Here is a 17,383-nt window from a genome sequence, read left to right as displayed (position 1 = left end):
TTTATTGGCGCATGGCATTATGGAAGTATGATGCGTTGGAGTACGGCAGGAGAATCGCACGGGCAATCTTTAATAGCACTTTTAGAAGGAATGCCCGCCGGAGTAGAAATTTCGGAGCACGATATTAAAAATGCGTTATACCGCCGGAGAGTCGGCTACGGGCGGGGAAGCCGGCAAAAATTTGAAAAGGATGAAATAAAAATTTTAAGCGGCCTCATACAGGGGCAGAGTATTGGATCTCCTATCGCTATCGAAATCTGCAATCCCGAATGGGAAAAATGGAAAACCGTTATGAATCCGCAGCCTATTTCTACTTCCGATTTAGAGTTAGAAAATGGCCGCGGAGATGCACGGGAACTTCCGCGGGGAAAACCGTTGACGTGCCCACGCCCCGGGCATGCTGATTTAGCGGGAATGAATAAATATGGTTTTACGGATATACGCCCCGTACTTGAGCGAGCTTCTGCGCGCGAAACAGCAGCACGAGTGGTACTCGGATCTTTAACCGCTAGTTTTTTAGAGCAGGCAGCCGGCATAAAAATTACTTCGCAGATAGTGCGAGTAGGTAAAGTAGCAGCGGAAAATTATCGGACTGCTACCGCGGCAGATATCCCCGCCTTAGATGCTTCTCCGGTGCGTACTCTCGATCAAAAGACGGAAAAGCTTTTTTGCGCGGAAATAGATAAAGCCCAAAAAAGTGGCGATACTGTGGGAGGCATAGCAGAAATAATTGCCGAGGGAGTTCCCACCGGATTAGGCACCTATGCGGTACCAGCCAATAGATTAGACGCCAAAGTAGCTGGAGCGATGATGTCTATACCGGCTGTAAAAGGGGTGGAAATAGGCGCTGGATTTGCAGCAGCTGCCCAATATGGAACTAACGCCCACGATGAAATAATCAGGAAAGCAAATCACCTAGAGCGGCTTACGAATAATGCCGGCGGCATTGAAGGCGGTATATCGAATGGAGCTACTTTGGTAGTGCGAATCGCCTTTAAGCCTATTTCTACTGTACCTCGGGCTCTGCGCACTATCGATATCAGCACTGGAGCCGAAGCAGAGGCTATTCATCAACGTTCCGATACCACTGCCATAGTACCCGGAAGTATAATCGGAGAGGCGATGCTAGCTCTCGTGCTGGCCGAAGCTATGGTCGAAAAATTTGGGGGAGATAGTCTCGCGGAAGTACGCCGTAATTTAGCGAATTTCCAGGCCGCTATCCCTCCGGAAAGAAAATAAGATGCAGCCAAAAGTTATTTTTATCGGTATGCCGGGAGCCGGTAAATCTACTGTAGGGCGGCTGGTGGCTCGCCGGCTCGGAGTAGCTTTCCGTGATTCCGATACTTTGGTTAGAGAAAAAACTGGCCGCAGCATTGCCGAAATTTTTGCGACGGCGGGAGAAAAAGAATTTCGCCGTATCGAATCCCAGGCGATTATTTCTGCACTCACCGATTTTAGCGGGATACTTTCTCTCGGGGGAGGTGCCATACTAAATCCCGATACCCGCGCCGCTTTACAAGGGCAACGGGTATTTTTAATTGATGCCGCTGACCAAGTGCTCGCAGCACGCGTGCAAAAATCGCGCACTCCGCGCCCTATTTTCACTACTAATGCGGAAGCTGAAATGCAGAAATTGCGCCGCGAACGCATGCAGTATTACCGCGATTTAGCTACTTGCACATTTTTTTCTGATTCCCGCCCAGCTGCTTTTGTAGTAGAAAAAGTCTTGGAAACTCTCCAGAGTCCTCAGCAAGTACTCAGCTCTGCGGGGGTAAATCCCTATGAAGTGATAATCGGCAGAAATCTGCAAGCGCAAATTACCGCCCACGGGCAAAAGTATGCCGCCGCATTAGTGGTACATTCTCCCGATACTGCCCGGTCTGCCGAAAGAATTCGCGAAGCTTTACTCGTAGGAGCACAGCCCACCGCCCTCTGGGAAGTTCCGCGCGGGGAAGCAGCAAAAGATATTTCCACTCTTTTACAAGGCTGGGAGCTAGCAGGAAGTAATCATCTCGGCCGAGATGGAGTAGTGATTTCGCTAGGAGGTGGAAGCGTTACCGATTTAGGAGGTTTCTTCGCTGCTACTTGGCTCCGCGGAGTAGCAAATATCAACGTGCCCACTACCTTGTTGGGAATGGTAGACGCCGCTATCGGGGGAAAAACTGCTATCAATACCGAAAGCGGAAAAAACCTAGTCGGTAGTTTTACTAATCCACGCAGAGTCTACTGTGATTTAGCCACGCTGGATTCTTTGCCCCATGCCGAGTGGAAATCCGGAATGGGAGAAATAATTAAATGCGGATTTATTGCCGATAGGCATATTCTCGAGTTGTTGGCTGCACATGGCACTAATCTTTTCACTTCTACATCGCCTGCTTTAGCTGAGATGGTGGGAGCAGCAATAAAAGTAAAACTGCAAATTGTAGATGCTGACCTGCAAGAAAAAGGAGGGCGAATAGTGCTTAACTATGGTCATACCCTCGCCCATGCTCTAGAGAAAGCTACTTCTTATAACTGTCGGCACGGAGAAGCAGTAGCTATCGGATGTGTATTCGCTGCCGCTTTAGCAGAATTGAGTGGCATAGCTCCTTCCGGTTTTACCGAATTGCATCGCGATGCTTTTGCCGCCGTAGGTCTTCCAGTCTCGTATAAAGGAGCGAGAAAAGAAGAACTGCTTAGTTTTATGCAAGTTGATAAAAAAGTGCGGCACCAACAGCTGCGTTTCGTAGTTTTAGGAGATATTGGGAAGCCGCGTATATTGGAAAATCCAGATTCAGCTCTCCTAGATGGAGCTTTTCAAGCCATTGGAATCGCATGAAAAAAATTATTTTAATTGGAGCTCCGGGGACGGGAAAATCAGCCTTAGCATATTCGCTACAGAAATACGGGATACAAGCCGCAGATATTGATCAGTTAGTGGCTGAGTGGGGATTAGATGCTGCAGAGATGATATTGACCGGGGAAGCAGGGAAATTGCAGTTAGCACAGCTGGAAATATGGGAAGCGCTACAAGCTGATCTTCCTCCGTCCGATATTTCCTTAGTCATTGCACTTCCTGCGGGAATATTTTTCCCCCTCGGAACTGATAGCAACAGTAAAACCACTGCAAAGCTAGAGAAAATTCTGGCTGAAAAACGCCAAAAATTAGTGGATACCTTGGGCAGCGGCGATTTTACGGTAATTAATTTGACGGCAAATCTCAGTAAACTAGTGGTGCGAAAAGAATTAATTGGCCAGCGTAGTTCCTTTATCCTACTGCGGCGGGAACTGCGCCGGCTCTATGAAGAACGGCAAAATTTCTATCAAGAAATTGCGACTTTTAGTTTTGATACCAGCAATACCACTCCCGAAACAGCCGCAGCGCAAATTTGGCAGCAGTTGCAGTTAGAAAAGAACGAAGAAATCTGATTCTTCTCCGATGGGGCATACCAAAATAAAAAGAAGTTAATCAGCACTCAGTTCTTTAAATCATGCCCTATCAAGGCGTGCTATCAGCTATCCTAATAGCGTTGTTTTATTAGTTAAGAGTTCATTTAAGTGAGGATTGCATGGCTACCACCAATGATTTAAAAAACGGAATGGTGCTAAAGATTGATAATCAGCTTTGGCAGGTTGTGGAGTTCCAGCATGTAAAACCGGGTAAAGGCCCTGCTTTTGTGCGCACTAAATTAAAGAATGTACTCACCAATAAAAATATCGATAAGACTTTTAACGCCGGTGTAAAAGTAGAAACTGCTACGGTAGATCGTCGCGATATGCAGTACCTGTACAATGACGGCGAAGATTTTATTTTCATGGACGGCGAGACCTACGAGCAGCTGCCGATTTCTGCCAGCATCCTCGGGGATAGCAAGAAATTCTTGCTCGAAAATCAAGATGTAATCGTCGCTATGCATGAGGGCACGGTGCTCTTCGTAGAGTTGCCAGCCTCGGTAATTTTGGAAATTACCCATACGGAACCAGGTCTGCAAGGCGACCGCTCGAATGCCGGTACGAAGCCTGCTACTTTGGAAACTGGATATGATATTCAGGTACCGCTCTTTATTGAGTCTGGCACCAAGATCAAGGTAGATACGCGAACTGGAGAATATATAAACCGCGCTTAAACGGAGAGCGATACGGAGAAGTGGATAAGAAACGCCGTAATAAGAAACGCAAAGGGCGCTCGTTGCAGCGCCAACGTGCCTTAGATGTGCTATTCGAAGCCGATATAAAAGGCATCCCCGCAAATTCCATTACGGATTTGCTGGCGCAGCGCACGCAGTTATCTACTGCTCAAGTGCCAATTGGGGAATATGGGCAAGCGATAGTCAATGCCTATGGAGAATGGGCCGATAATATCGACTCAATGATTGATGCGGCTTCTCCAAATTGGGCTCTTTCGCGCATGACTACCGTAGATAGAAATTTACTGCGTATTGGCGCAGCTGAATTGATGTTTTTAGATGGAGAAATCGCCGTAGTAGCTACGGAAATTGCTAATTTGACCCGAGATTTTTCTACGGACGCCGCTGTGCCTTTTAATATGGGAGTGCTAAATAAAATTGCCGATATCTACGCCGGAGAAACTGCCGGAGCTGGCAATACAATTGCTGATTTGAGTGGATTAGATACGGAAATTTTTGTAGAAGATACTCTCGCGGAAAATTCTGCGCAGATCTCCGCCGCTTCTCCAGAAGTTCCGGAATCCTAATCCTCGTTCCGCTAAAAATCGGTGAAAAACGGTAAAATTCTTATTTTCTTATTTTCACTAGATAAGTTACGTTTTTCAGAAAATACCTAGTTATTTTGCGATGCAGATGTAGTTATTTTGCGCTGTAAATTTTTCATTTCCGCCGTTTCTGGACTAAAAAATCTTACAAATTTGCGCATTTTAGGCATTATTAACTGCTGAAATACGCATTTTCGTAACAAAATGGCAGAATTTTCGGAAAATAGTGAATTTTTCCGCATTATAGGGGTAATATCCAAGTTGAACCTATTGGAACTACTTAGGAGGAAGCTACATGGCTCTGCCTACTCTTACCGCCGAACAGCGGCAGGCTGCATTAGAGAAAGCAGCTTTAGTACGCCGTGAGCGTGCAGAACTAAAGAAGCAACTAAAAGCTGGCGATATTAAGGTTTCCGACGTGCTCGCACGCGGAAAGAAAGATGATGTGGCTGGCAAATTGAAGGTTTCGGCGCTGTTAATGTCGGTGCCAGGAATCGGCCAAGCAAAAGCGGAAGCAATTATGGCTAAAGTCGGTATCTCCGAATCGCGCCGCGTAGCTGGTTTAGGGCCGAATCAGGCCAAAGCGCTCGTAGAAATGTTCGGATAATTTTTCCGTAGCTTCCTACATTTTGCTTTAAACCGTTACCTGGGCTCAGACTGTGTCGTCTGAGCCCAGGTTATTCTTATGTCTTTACCAGTAAGTAATATTTAGAATTCTTCTCAGGACTTTTGTCCTAACTAGCAATGCTTCCTGACATTCCTTCCTAAAGTGTCGAAAGATTTTCCCCACAATCGTTGACGCATTGTCAATTACGTTTTATTTTCATTCTAAGGAGGGAAAACTGTGGAGAAAAAAGTATCGGCATCCAAGGATACTCGCCGGATGCTACTAGAAGCCACCCGCGGGGAAATTATTTCCTGCGGCGTCACCGAGACCACTATTTCCTCTATAACTTCGCGCTGCGGAGTGAGCCGTTCTCTTTTCTACCATTATTTTCCTTCTAAAGATGCTGCAGTAGAAGCAGTACTCGATCATACAATCGACGCGTTCTTATCCGAACTGCAAGATTGGAATAAGAAACGCCAACCCGGCGATATTAATGGAGCGCTAGACGAAGCCACCAAATTAATGCGGCGTATCGTCAATGAAGATGGTCCTTTTACAAGCAGCTTAACGGCTAGTGCAAATGCCGAACTATACTTAAAATTTTCTGACCGCACCGCCGCTCGGGTAGCAAAATATATTTCCCAAACTACGGTGCGTGATTACGCACGTAAGCACGAAGTAGATATTGAATATGTAGAAGAAACTTTCTATATGCTGCTGACCGGATTAATTGCCTTGATTCGGCGGCGGCCCGAACTATCTAATTCCGTCATTAAGCAGATAGCAGCCCAAACTCTGCATATCGAACCTCATATTCCACCTCACCTCCGTGACAAAGTTCTTTAAGTAAAAAATTAATAGTTAAATAAAGAAAGGCTGAACAATGCTGTTCAATGTATATGGAGATACCGCCGCCTATCAGTGGCTCGGCTGGGTACTCGTATTCTGCGGATTAATCGCCGCTAATGAATTCGCTCGCCGCAGTCGATTCGGAGGAATTACCTGCTTCCTGGTAATTCCGGCAATTCTTACCGTCTACTTCCTCGCTATTAATATCGGGGGAGCTATGGGGGCAGAATGGGCGCTCAACAATCCAACCTATATCCACATGGGTTCTTGGTTCCACTATGCAAAGCTCTATGCGGCTACTGCTGGATGCATCGGCTTCATGGTGCTGAAGTACAAGTGGGGGAAGCTCGGAAATGTAGATTGGTTCAAAGCCTTCCCCTTCGTAATCGTAGCTATCAATATTCTGATTGCAGTAGTTTCCGATTTCGAATCTGCCGTCCGCGCCTGGAATACCACTTGGGTATCCACCGAAGGAGTAACTCTCTACGGCGGTTGGCACAATGTATTCAACGGCACGGCTGGATTGATTAACATCTTCGTCATGACTGGTTGGTGGGGAATCTATTCTTCGAAAGGGAAGAAGGATATGCTCTGGCCCGATATGACTTGGGTATTCATTGTAGCTTATGATTTGTGGAACTTCTGCTACACCTATAACTGCCTGCCAACGCACGCTTGGTACTGTGGTGTGGCATTACTTCTCGCACCGACAGTAGCCAATGCATTTTGGAATAAGGGCGGCTGGATCCAGAACCGCGCCAATACGCTGGCACTCTGGTGCATGTTTGCGCAAGTATTCCCCATGTTCCAGGATTACTCCGTATTCTCTACCGATTCGGTGAACAACCCGAATGTAAACCTAACCGTTTCTATAGTGGCCTTGCTGGCTAATGTATTAGCGATTGGTTACGTGATTTACCGCGCCAAGAAGCTGGGCGTAAATCCGTACAAGCAGGAAGTATTCGTAGGTACGCGCGATTTCGATAAGGCAATGGCGCGGCGCGAAGATGCCTAAGTAAATATGTAATGATTATGCCGGGCGGTCAAGACTTAGTTTTGACCGCCCGGTCTCTTAAAAAGTCTTTTTATAGGTAATTTTTAGAATAAATTTGACTTCCTTTTCTGTTATACAAAAAATAGAGTCATGGGTGAGCAGACAGGGCGAGCATTTGTGCTTTGCGGGCCGACCGCTGTTGGCAAAGATACAGTATTAAAAGAATTACTGAAGAAAATCGATAAAGTGTGGCTATCTATATCAGCCACTACCCGCCATCCGCGGCCCGGAGAAGTAGACGGCAAAGACTACTATTTCGTGGATGAAAAGCACTTTTTAGAGCTAGTCACCAATGGCGAAATGTTGGAATGGGCTAAAGTACACGGGCATTACTATGGCACGCCCCGCCCACCCGTCACCCAGGCTCTCGCTAGCGGGCAAGATGTAATTTTGGAAATTGATTTAGGGGGAGCGCGCCAGGTGCGAAAATCCCTACCGCAAGCGGTGCAAATTTTTCTCGCTCCGCCTTCTTGGGAAGAACTCAAAAAAAGACTGCGGGGGCGCGGCACGGAAGATGCGGCAGAGCAAAAAATTCGGCTTGCTACTGCCAAAACTGAACTAGCTGCGCAAGATGAATTCGACTACGTGGTAATAAATGACGCAGTGGCTAATGCCACCAGCAAGATTCTGCATATCATAAATAACTGCGAGTATAATAAGGCAGTGCATAGCTGAAAATGCCCGTGCAGAATTAATAATTACTTGTGAGGTATGAATGTTTGGAACTAGCCCTAATCCGGAAGGCATTATTAAGCCCCCGATTGATGAACTGCTCAGCAAAGTAGATTCTAAATATACTTTGGCAGTTTTTGGAGCTGCGCGGGCTCGGCAAATTAATGCCTACCGGCAGGAAATGAAATCGGGAGACGGCAATATCACTAATGTGGGGCCGCTCGTACCTTCCACTCCGGAAGATAAGCCTCTTTCTTTAGCTTTTGAAGAAATAGCAGACGATAAACTGGAAATGAATTTCGAAATTTAATGGCTTTTCCAGCAGATTTCTCTACTTTGGAATCCGGCGTCGCGGCAAATTGCCCTGCGCCGGAATTTCTTATTGCGCTGGGGGTAACTGGTGGTATTGCTGCTTATAAAAGCTTAGAACTCATTAGGTTACTCAAAAAACAGGGTGCCGAAGTGATCGTAATTCCCACTCCCGCAGCGCTCTCCTTTATTGGAGAAAAAAGCTGGGAAGCAATAAGCGGAAATCCGGTATATAAAGACTTTTCTACGACGGCTGGATCTGCACAACACATTGCTATCGGAAAACGGGCGGCAGCACTAGTAATAGCTCCGCTCACTGCCAACACTATGGCTAAAATAGCCGCTGGTATAAGCGATAATCCGCTCACTGCTACGGTACTTTCCGCCACCTGCCCAGTATTGCTCGCTCCCGCCATGCACAGCGAGATGTGGAATAATTCGGCAACCGCAGCTAATTTTCAAACTTTGCGCCAGCGTGGATTCCACTTTAGCGGCCCCGCTACCGGAGAATTAGCTGGTGGGGATAAGGGCATTGGGCGCATGGCTGATCCGGCCGCTATTTGCCAGGATTTAAGAGAAATTTTGCGTAACCAAAACCGAGCGACGAGCATACCGCAAAATCTTCCCTTAGCAGGGAAAAAGGTATGTATAAGCGGCGGCGGCACGGTAGAAGCTATAGATCCAGTTCGCTATATTTCTAATCGTTCCTCGGGAAGAATGGCGGTAGAGATAGCTCTGGCAGCGCAGGCAGCTGGTGCCACTGTTACCTTAGTAGCTGCTCATATGGACCGGAGAGTAGAGGCAGATATTCCGCGCGAAGTAAAAGTAATATCCGCGCTTTCTGCGGCCGAGATGGCGAAAATTATGCCCCAAGAATCTGCGCAAGCTGATATCGTAATCATGGCCGCAGCGGTGGCTGATTATCGAGTTGCCCAGCCACAAAATGAAAAAATAAAGCGGGATAACGAAAAAATAATTTTAGAGATGCTGCCTAATCCAGATATTTTGCAAAAATTAGTGGAGAATCGGTCCGCTGATCAAATAGTGCTAGGTTTCGCTGCGGAGACGGGTGATAAAGATACTCCATATCTGCAATACGGCGCGGAAAAAGCTAAGAAAAAAGGCGCAGATTTTCTTGCCGTCAATCTAGTGGGGGAGAATATCGGATTTGGGGAAGTGGAAAGCGGTATTACACTCTTCACCAAAGACGGCAAAGAAGTCGCATCATATCAGGGAGCTAAATCTCATATAGCCCACGAGTTAATATATTTTCTTTCCCAAAAATTATCGGCATAATTGAATTAAGAGCAAGAGATAAGAGAAAGCAAAAATGATACAACCTTTTACTTCTGAATCGGTTACGGAAGGTCACCCGGATAAAGTCTGTGATCGAATATCGGATGCTATTCTCGACGCCATGCTGGAAGTCGATAAAAACGCCCGCGTCGCCTTAGAAACCATCGTCACCACTGGAACGGTACATGTGATAGGGGAAGTAACTACGAGTGCTTATGTAGAAATTCCCCAAATTGTGCGCAATACACTGCGTTCTATTGGCTATACCTCTTCCCAAATTGGTTTCGATGCCGATTCTTGTGGAGTAGCAGTATCTATCGGAGCGCAGTCGCCCGATATTGCCGAGGGAGTAGATAATTCGCTCGAAGAACGCAGTGCGGATGCAGCTGATAAATACGATCAGCAAGGTGCCGGCGATCAAGGTTTAATTTTTGGCTATGCGTGCAATGAAACTAAAGAATTAATGCCTCTACCTATTCATCTTTCTCATCGCCTAGCCGAAAAGCTCGCTTTTGTGCGAAAAAGCGGGATAGTTGGAGGCTTGCGACCAGATGGAAAAACGCAGGTAACAGTAAATTACGACGAGAATGAAAAGCCAGTAGGGATTGCTTCAATCGTTATTTCTACCCAGCATGATCCAGAAGTAGAGCTATCTTATCTACAGAAGGTCATAAAAGAACAGGTAATCGTGCCGGTTTTCCGGGCAGAAGTACCACAATTTTCTCTTGCCGACACCCAGATTCTAATTAATCCTTCCGGCCGCTTCGTAGTGGGAGGCCCGCTGGGTGATAGCGGTTTGACCGGGCGCAAGCTAATCGTCGATACCTATGGCGGCATGGCTCGCCACGGCGGTGGAGCTTTCTCCGGGAAAGATCCCTCGAAAGTGGATAGATCTGCCGCTTATGCAGCACGGTGGATTGCAAAAAATATCGTAGCTGCCGAACTAGCTGAACGCTGTGAAATCCAGATTTCTTATGCAATTGGGAAAGCTCATCCCGTTTCTTTACGTATAGAAACTTTCGGCACCGAAAAAGTTCCGGTAGAAAACATTAAAAGTGCGGTAGAAAAGGTATTTGATTTACGCCCAGCTGCGATTATCGAGGATTTACAACTTCTGCGGCCTATCTATGCCAAAACTTCTGCCTATGGGCATTTTGGGCGGGAATTACCCGAATTTACTTGGGAACAAACCGATAGAGCTGCAGCGCTAAAAGAGGCAGTTACCCAGCTCTAAGCATTAGGAGCTCCGAAAGTAACTATCTTTAACTGCGAATATCTCCCTTAGGACTAAAAATTTTTCGGAGCTTCGTGGTTCAATAAAGATATGGATAGATACGAAGCAGAGCAAACTGATCTCTTTGCCTTGCCCAATTTTTCGGCGCAAGAAGAATTACTTTCTCTGACTCCGCAATTCCAAACTTTTCATTCTGAAGTGCCAAATCCGGTAGCAAAAGTAGTGCTCAGCCTGCCTCTTTTGCATATGAATCAGGCTTTCGATTACGAAGTGCCCGCTAAATTTGCCGATGTGCCGATAGGGGCGCGCGTGGCAGTGCAATTCGGCGGGCAAGAAGTGCGTGGCTATATTATTGAGCGCACCTCGCAAACTCAAGCTGGTAGAAAACTACGCCCATTGCGCAAAGTAATCTCGCCCATTCCGGTATTACAAAAAAACATTTATGAACTTGCCCAAATGGTAGCAAAGGCAGCAATTTGCCCTCTCTCTGATTGCTTGCGCCTAGCTATTCCACCGCGGCAAGCCGCTGTCGAAAAAGATTATTTGTCTGCGGTATCGGCTACAGATTTCACCGCCTCTTATGCTACTGATTTACCAATTTGGGAAAATTATCAGTGCGGGGGAGAAGTGCTTAAAAATCTACAAACCAAACAGGCTGATAAAACTCCCGCTACTTCTCTTATCTATCTCGAGGCACACGATAGCTTTGCACAGATGATTCTTGCCCCTATACAGATGGCAGCCGCAGCGGGAAAATCCGCACTTCTCATACTTCCCACGGCTCAGCAAGTGGCAGAGCTAGCCAGGTACTTACAGAAAAAACTACCCACACTGCCGGTGGCGCAAATTACTGCACAAGATGATCCACCGCGCCGCTATCGAAATTTTTTACGTATTTTGAGTGGAGAAGCAAGGGTAGTGATCGGTACCCGTAGTGCTGCTTGGGCTCCGCTCTCGAACTTGGGGTTTATTTCTATCCTGGATGAAAACCATAGCGCCTATATAGAAAAGCGCCGCCCCCAGATTCACACTTGTGAGATTTTATATTATCGGCAAAAAATTGAATCTGTACCTTTGCTCTCTTTTAATTATGGGCCAGCTCTCCGCAGTGCGTGGAAAAAAGCCAATACTGCCGGCTGGAGCTGCACGAAAAAGAATAAAACTGCGGAAATGCCGCAAATACTTGCGGCAAATAGCTTTCTCTACGAGGGAGCACCTTGGGCGCGTTTCCCTGATTCGGTATTTCAAGTAATGCGGGCGGCACTAAAATCCGGCCCGGTATTAGTAGTAGTACCGCAAACCGGATATATTCCACTCACTGCGTGTGAAAAATGCCGAGAATTAGCACTCTGCCCCCACTGTGGTGGATATTTGCAGATTTCTGCTCCACATTGCCCTCCATCCTGCTCCCGTTGTGCTAGTAGTTATCGGAATTTTCACTGCCAAAAATGCGGGGGAAATAAATTACGTGCAGTACGTATTGGGTCGCATCGCACAGCGCAGGAAATCGGGCGGGCATTCCCCGGAGTTATCATAAATATTGCCCGCGCTGGCGAGGATATTGAATTAGCGAATAATGATCCACGCATTGTAGTGAGTACGCCACGCAATTTTTCTACTTTGCCCCAAAGTTTTGCGGCAGGAGTACTCCTCGATGCCGGATATTTACTGCGTTCGGGGCGTTTAGAATCAGAATCCTATTTTTTGCGCGCAGTTACCCAAATTTTACCGGCCCTTCCCGCTCGGGCAGCTGGAGGAAAATTACTCATCGTCGGAGATGTGCCTCCACACTTATTACAAGTATTACAAAATGGCGATTTTTCGCACTGGGAAGCTACTCAATTAGCAGAGCGCTCTCAACTTCAGCTTCCTCCTACTTGCCGGTGGTATGAACTACGGGGCGTGGGCGCAGAAATAAAAGAATTACTCACTGCCTTGCGGAATTATTTGCCGATGCCATCTCCAACCGAAGAAAAAGATGCAACACTCGACGTACTTTTACAGGGCGGGCTGAGCTCTGTAATACCAGGAATTACGCTGCTCGGCCCCCATAGCGAAGGCGAAGATACTATTTTGTATATGCGCTTCGATACCAACGCCAGGCCTACAATCCAACAAGATTTATATTCCGCTTTCTGTAAAGCATCCATTAAGAAAATTGCGCCCGGGGTGCGCGTAAATATCAACCCAATACTTTAAGCGAAGTTCAGAAAACCATAGCAGCTTGCAGAAAATAACTGAAAGGCCGTAAATAGCTATCTGAAAAAATAAATATCTTATCCGAAGTTTTCCATTTAGACCTCGTCTTCTTTCCTGTTTAGAATAAAAGGGTGCGAATAATTTTTGCGGGTACCCCCGCTCCAGCAATTCCGGCACTTTCTGCACTATTAGAGAAGCACGAAGTGGCCGCGGTACTTACTCGCCCTCCGGCTCCAGTAGGGCGAAAACGGCGATTAGAAAAATCTCCGATACATTCTTTTGCTCTTGAGCACGGAATTCCGGTGCTGACTCCCACCTCTCTAAAGGACGAAGCTATTCAAAGCGAAATTGCTTCCTATGGAGCAGAAGCGGCAGCGGTAGTGGCATACGGGTTGATTATTCCGCCTGAACTTCTCAAAGTATTTAATTACGGATGGTTTAATCTCCATTTTTCTCTCTTACCGCGCTGGCGCGGAGCCGCTCCGGTGCAAGCAGCAATTGCGGCACAAGATAAAATGACGGGCATCAGTATTTTCCAAATTGCTGCCGGCCTAGATACTGGAAAAATTGCTCTGCAAGAAGCGCTGCCTTTAGATCCAGATATAAATGCTGGTACTTTGTTAGAGCAGCTGGCTAATAGGGGAGCCCGCCATTTAACGGAATTATTCTCTGCGCTACCCACCGGTATCGATTTACGCGAGCAAGCAGGAGAAATTAGCTACGCACCGCAATTCACCACTGCGGATGCGCGTATAGATTGGCAACAACCGGCATCAGCTATTCGCGCCCGTATCAATGCTTTTAATCCCCGCCCCGGAGCTTGGACTACTTTAGATGGTGGACGCTTAAAAATCGGCAAAGTTGAAGTGGTAGAAGAAAATTCGTCAATTTCACTTTTGCCTGGTCAATTGCAAGCAATAGGAAAATGCATTTATGTGGGAAGTGCGAGCACCCCGTTACGCTTACGACTCCTCACTCCAAGCGGGAAAAAAGAAATGCCGGCAGATGCTTGGTGGCGAGGACTGCGCCAAGAAAATCCATATTTCCAGTGATGAACGGCCAGCAGAGTAGAGTAAGGATGAGGATTTAGATGAGTGAAGGTAAAGCACCCAACTGGCGCCCGGGGCGAGCAAAATCAGAAAAAGTACGGCGTATTGTATTTCAGGTGCTGGTAGACGTAATCGAAAATGATGGTTACGCAAATCTGCAACTGCCCGCCACCCTAAATAAAGCCTATGTGAAACGCCGCGACGCTGCCTTCGCCACTAATCTTTGCTACGGAGTACTGCGCTTGCAATCCAGGTGGGATGCCATAATAGCGAAATGCTGCGCTGGCCGGCAGATTTCGGAAATTGATTTACCAGTTTTAGTGCTACTGCGCATGGGAGCTTATCAACTTTTAGCTCTCGAGACTCCGCCGCACGCAGCTATCTACGAAACAGTAATGCTTGCCCGCAATGAAGTAGGTACCGGCGCTTCTGGATTCGTAAATGCTGTATTACGCCGTATATCCGAGCGCTCTTTGAACGAGTGGCGCAATTTATTACAAGCGGAACTAGGGGGAAGCGGATCTTTGAAATTTATTTCGGTATGGTTTTCCCATCCGGAATGGATTGTGCGCGCTTTCGCTACTTCTTTACAAGCCGCGGGGCGAAATCCGCAAGAGCTTTTAGCAGTATTAAAAGCCAATAATAAACCGGCAAAGGTAACTTTAGCGGCGCGCGGCATTTCCCCAGCTGAATTAGCTGCTGATATTTCCCGCGGAAAAATGGAATCTGCACCGCCTTCTTTAGTGCCCACTGCTCTTACTCTAGAAGGTGGGGATCCGGGAAGAATTTTTGCGGTGCAGGATAAATTAGCTGGAGTGCAAGACGAAGGTTCCCAATTGGTAGTGGCAGCTTTTGCGGCAGCTCCTATAGAAGGAAATGATAGTCGCTGGCTAGATATGTGCGCCGGGCCAGGAGGAAAAACTGCTACGCTAGCTCCTATCGCAGCAAGCAGAGGAGCAAATATCTTCGCTAATGAGCTACATCCGCATCGACTTGAATTAGTGGAACAAGCAGTAGCGCCGTGGGCGGAACGAGTAGCCCTCCGCTGCGGAGATGGGCGCGAAATCGGAGAAGAAGAGCCCGAATCTTATGACCGTATTCTTATCGATGCACCTTGCACGGGTATAGGGGCTTTACGCCGCCGCCCCGAATCGCGCTGGCGGAAAAAAGCGGGAGATGCTCTCGACTTAGCGAAGCTACAAATAAAATTGCTGGAATCCGGGTGGCAGGCTGTGCGCCCCGGAGGAATAATCGCCTACTCCACCTGCTCTCCACATTTACCGGAAACGCGCGCTATTATAAAAGATTTCTGTACTCGCCATCCGCAAGCTGTGCTTTTAGATGCACCGGCAATTGCCACACAAAACGCCTTACAACCTCTCTCGGGTACCGATAATCTTCTCCAGCTTTGGCCAGATTTACATGATACTGATGCTATGTTCCTGGCTATCCTGCAGAAAAACTAAATTAGAAAACTAATAGGATTTGCCATATCCGCGCAGTTTATAGGGTAGAGTGAAAGAGTGAGCATTAGAATAAGTCCTTCGATATTAAACTGTGATTTTTCTGATTTACAGGGTGAATTAGGCAAAATATCCAATGCCGATTGGGCCCATGTAGATGTAATGGATGGGCATTTTGTGCCAAATTTGACTATCGGCGTCCCGGTGGTGGAAGCGATTGCGCGCGTATCACCAGTGCCCATAGATTGCCATTTGATGATTGAAAATCCCGATATTTGGGCTCCGCAGTACGTAGAGGCCGGCGGGTCTTCCGTCACTTTCCACGCCGAAGCAGCACAAGCTCCGCTTCGCTTAGCGCGGGAATTACGGAAAATGGGGGCGCGAGCCGGTATCGCTCTCAAACCAGCTACCCCTATCGAACCTTATCTAGATATTCTCAACGAATTCGATATGTTACTTATTATGACGGTCGAGCCTGGTTTTGGTGGGCAATCTTTTATCGATACGATGATGCCCAAAGTACAGAGAGCCCGCGCTGCCGTTGAAAAATCTGGTCTGGATATTTGGATACAGGTAGACGGCGGAATCTCCCGTAAAACTATCGAGATTGCCGCTGATGCCGGAGCAGATACTTTCGTAGCTGGATCGGCGGTATATAAATCTGCTGATGCTTATGCCGAAGTGGCGGCGCTGCGCGAATTAGCTCAGGGGCATTGTCATTAAAGCAATTGTGCTTCGTGGATATATATTTAACTTTTTCTAAGTAGGGGATAGTTGTGAAAAATTTTGAGAGTCTCTTTGCCGAATTGCAGAAAAAAGCAAAAGAACGCCCAGCCGGCTCAGGTACCGTAGCGGAATTAGAAGCAGGCGTGCACCAAATTGGGAAAAAGCTAGTAGAAGAAGCTGGGGAAGTGTGGATTGCTGCCGAATACGAAAGTGATGCCGAGTTAGCAGAAGAAATATCGCAACTTCTCTACCATGCCCAAGTTATGGCCTTAGCGCGCGGGCTTACTTTAGACGATATCTATAAATACCTATAAGGAGTACTACCACCTATGATACGGATTGCAATTCCCAATAAAGGGTCTCTCTCCGCTCCGGCTACTGCTCTGCTCCAAGAAGCTGGCTATCGGCAACGCCGCGAAGGGCGGGAACTCGTATTACTCGACGAAGCTAATGAAGCGGAGTTCTTTTTTATTCGCCCCCGAGATGTAGCAATATACGTAGGAGAAGGCACGGTAGACGTAGGTATTACGGGGCGCGATCTTTTACTAGATTCTGGCGCTTCCGCTCTGGAGCATCGAGCGCTTGGATTTGCTCGCTCGACTTTTCGTTTTGCGGCTCCGCGGGCCCAAATTACTTCCTTGGCGGATTTATCAGGAAAACGCATCGCCACTTCCTATGATCGCCTCCTAAAGAATTATTTGGAAAAACGAAATATAGACGCCCAAATAGTGCATTTAGATGGCGCCGTAGAATCTTCAGTGCATTTAGGAATAGCCGACGCTATCGCAGATGTAGTGGAAACTGGCTCCACGCTACGCGCTGCCGGGCTCGAAGTATTCGGCGAACCTCTCTTAGAATCGGAAGCTATTTTAATTTCTAATCCGGCCGCCTGCGATAGTCCGGCTTTGGAAATTTTAGATGCCCGCCTGGCGGGAGTAATAGTGGCAAGAGAATACGTACTTGTAGATTATGATTGCCCGAATGACGTATTAGATGCTGCAATAAAACTTACGCCGGGATTCCAATCGCCTACTATTTCGCCTCTACACGAGGCAGGCTGGTCCGCAGTGCGGTCCATGGTACGCCGCCGCGAAATAAATCCGATAATGGATAAGCTGCACGCGGCAGGAGCGCGCGGAATTATCGTCACCCCGATTCTCACTTCGCGAATTTAATTTTGCGAGGGTTGCCCAAAAATTTTCCGAAAATTTTCC

General features: G+C 47.3%; 18 protein-coding genes. All 18 read left to right on the top strand.

What is annotated here, in order from left to right:
* Positions 1 to 27: 27 nt before the first annotated feature.
* The 18 genes from aroC (at position 28) to hisG (ending at position 17,344) form a co-directional block, all read left to right on the top strand.
* Positions 28 to 1,239 carry a chorismate synthase gene (gene aroC / locus BQ7117_RS04525; RefSeq protein ID WP_073996398.1) on the top strand — a complete coding sequence of 404 codons (1,212 nt, stop codon included), beginning with the start codon at positions 28 to 30 and terminating at the stop codon, positions 1,237 to 1,239.
* Between the two features lies 1 nt (position 1,240).
* Complete coding sequence (aroB, locus tag BQ7117_RS04520; protein WP_073996397.1) at positions 1,241 to 2,818, top strand: 3-dehydroquinate synthase; 1,578 nt, start codon at positions 1,241 to 1,243, stop codon at positions 2,816 to 2,818.
* Positions 2,815 to 3,408, top strand: a complete 594-nt coding sequence (locus BQ7117_RS04515) for a nucleoside/nucleotide kinase family protein (protein WP_073996396.1) — start codon at positions 2,815 to 2,817, stop codon at positions 3,406 to 3,408. Before aroB ends, BQ7117_RS04515 begins: the two co-directional genes overlap by 4 nt.
* A 140-nt stretch (positions 3,409 to 3,548) precedes the next feature.
* Complete coding sequence (gene efp, locus BQ7117_RS04510) at positions 3,549 to 4,106, top strand: elongation factor P (RefSeq protein ID WP_073996395.1); 558 nt, start codon at positions 3,549 to 3,551, stop codon at positions 4,104 to 4,106.
* Between the two features lie 20 nt (positions 4,107 to 4,126).
* Entirely contained in the window at positions 4,127 to 4,693 is a 567-nt protein-coding gene (locus tag BQ7117_RS04505) for a transcription antitermination protein NusB (RefSeq protein WP_073996394.1), read from the top strand.
* A 313-nt stretch (positions 4,694 to 5,006) separates the two neighbouring features.
* Positions 5,007 to 5,318, top strand: coding sequence for an integration host factor, actinobacterial type (gene mihF / locus BQ7117_RS04500; protein ID WP_073996393.1), 312 nt, complete (start codon positions 5,007 to 5,009; stop codon positions 5,316 to 5,318).
* 237 nt (positions 5,319 to 5,555) lie between these two features.
* Positions 5,556 to 6,164 (top strand): TetR/AcrR family transcriptional regulator, encoded by a 609-nt coding sequence (locus BQ7117_RS04495; protein ID WP_237563054.1) that lies wholly within the window; start codon positions 5,556 to 5,558, stop codon positions 6,162 to 6,164.
* 37 nt (positions 6,165 to 6,201) lie between these two features.
* Complete coding sequence (locus BQ7117_RS04490) at positions 6,202 to 7,182, top strand: DUF5692 family protein (RefSeq protein ID WP_073996392.1); 981 nt, start codon at positions 6,202 to 6,204, stop codon at positions 7,180 to 7,182.
* A 129-nt stretch (positions 7,183 to 7,311) separates the two neighbouring features.
* Positions 7,312 to 7,896: a guanylate kinase gene (gene gmk, locus BQ7117_RS04485; protein WP_073996391.1), complete on the top strand. Its 585-nt coding sequence runs from the start codon at positions 7,312 to 7,314 to the stop codon at positions 7,894 to 7,896.
* 40 nt (positions 7,897 to 7,936) lie between these two features.
* The gene (gene rpoZ, locus BQ7117_RS04480) at positions 7,937 to 8,203 is read left to right on the top strand and encodes a DNA-directed RNA polymerase subunit omega (RefSeq protein WP_073996390.1); all 267 of its coding nucleotides are present in this window, start codon (positions 7,937 to 7,939) and stop codon (positions 8,201 to 8,203) included.
* Positions 8,203 to 9,498, top strand: a complete 1,296-nt coding sequence (gene coaBC, locus BQ7117_RS04475; RefSeq protein WP_084789895.1) for a bifunctional phosphopantothenoylcysteine decarboxylase/phosphopantothenate--cysteine ligase CoaBC — start codon at positions 8,203 to 8,205, stop codon at positions 9,496 to 9,498. Before rpoZ ends, coaBC begins: the two co-directional genes overlap by 1 nt.
* A gap of 34 nt (positions 9,499 to 9,532) precedes the next feature.
* Positions 9,533 to 10,732, top strand: a complete 1,200-nt coding sequence (metK, locus tag BQ7117_RS04470) for a methionine adenosyltransferase (protein ID WP_073996389.1) — start codon at positions 9,533 to 9,535, stop codon at positions 10,730 to 10,732.
* 90 nt (positions 10,733 to 10,822) lie between these two features.
* A complete protein-coding gene (locus BQ7117_RS04465; RefSeq protein ID WP_073996388.1) occupies positions 10,823 to 12,931 on the top strand; it encodes a primosomal protein N' family DNA-binding protein in 2,109 nt (702 codons plus the stop codon).
* A 131-nt stretch (positions 12,932 to 13,062) separates the two neighbouring features.
* Positions 13,063 to 13,983 (top strand): methionyl-tRNA formyltransferase, encoded by a 921-nt coding sequence (fmt, locus tag BQ7117_RS04460; RefSeq protein ID WP_073996387.1) that lies wholly within the window; start codon positions 13,063 to 13,065, stop codon positions 13,981 to 13,983.
* 38 nt (positions 13,984 to 14,021) lie between these two features.
* Positions 14,022 to 15,446, top strand: a complete 1,425-nt coding sequence (locus tag BQ7117_RS04455) for a transcription antitermination factor NusB (protein ID WP_073996386.1) — start codon at positions 14,022 to 14,024, stop codon at positions 15,444 to 15,446.
* Between the two features lie 57 nt (positions 15,447 to 15,503).
* Entirely contained in the window at positions 15,504 to 16,166 is a 663-nt protein-coding gene (gene rpe / locus BQ7117_RS04450) for a ribulose-phosphate 3-epimerase (RefSeq protein WP_073996385.1), read from the top strand.
* 53 nt (positions 16,167 to 16,219) lie between these two features.
* Positions 16,220 to 16,483 (top strand): phosphoribosyl-ATP diphosphatase, encoded by a 264-nt coding sequence (locus tag BQ7117_RS04445; RefSeq protein WP_073996384.1) that lies wholly within the window; start codon positions 16,220 to 16,222, stop codon positions 16,481 to 16,483.
* 15 nt (positions 16,484 to 16,498) lie between these two features.
* On the top strand, positions 16,499 to 17,344 hold the full coding sequence (hisG, locus tag BQ7117_RS04440) for an ATP phosphoribosyltransferase (RefSeq protein ID WP_073996383.1): 846 nt from the start codon (positions 16,499 to 16,501) through the stop codon (positions 17,342 to 17,344).
* Positions 17,345 to 17,383: the final 39 nt, after the last annotated feature.

Source organism: Arcanobacterium urinimassiliense (genome assembly GCF_900119495.1).
In the GTDB taxonomy this organism is placed as follows: Bacteria; Actinomycetota; Actinomycetes; order Actinomycetales; family Actinomycetaceae; genus Arcanobacterium_A; species Arcanobacterium_A urinimassiliense.
This window is presented reverse-complemented; position numbering and strand designations above follow the sequence as displayed.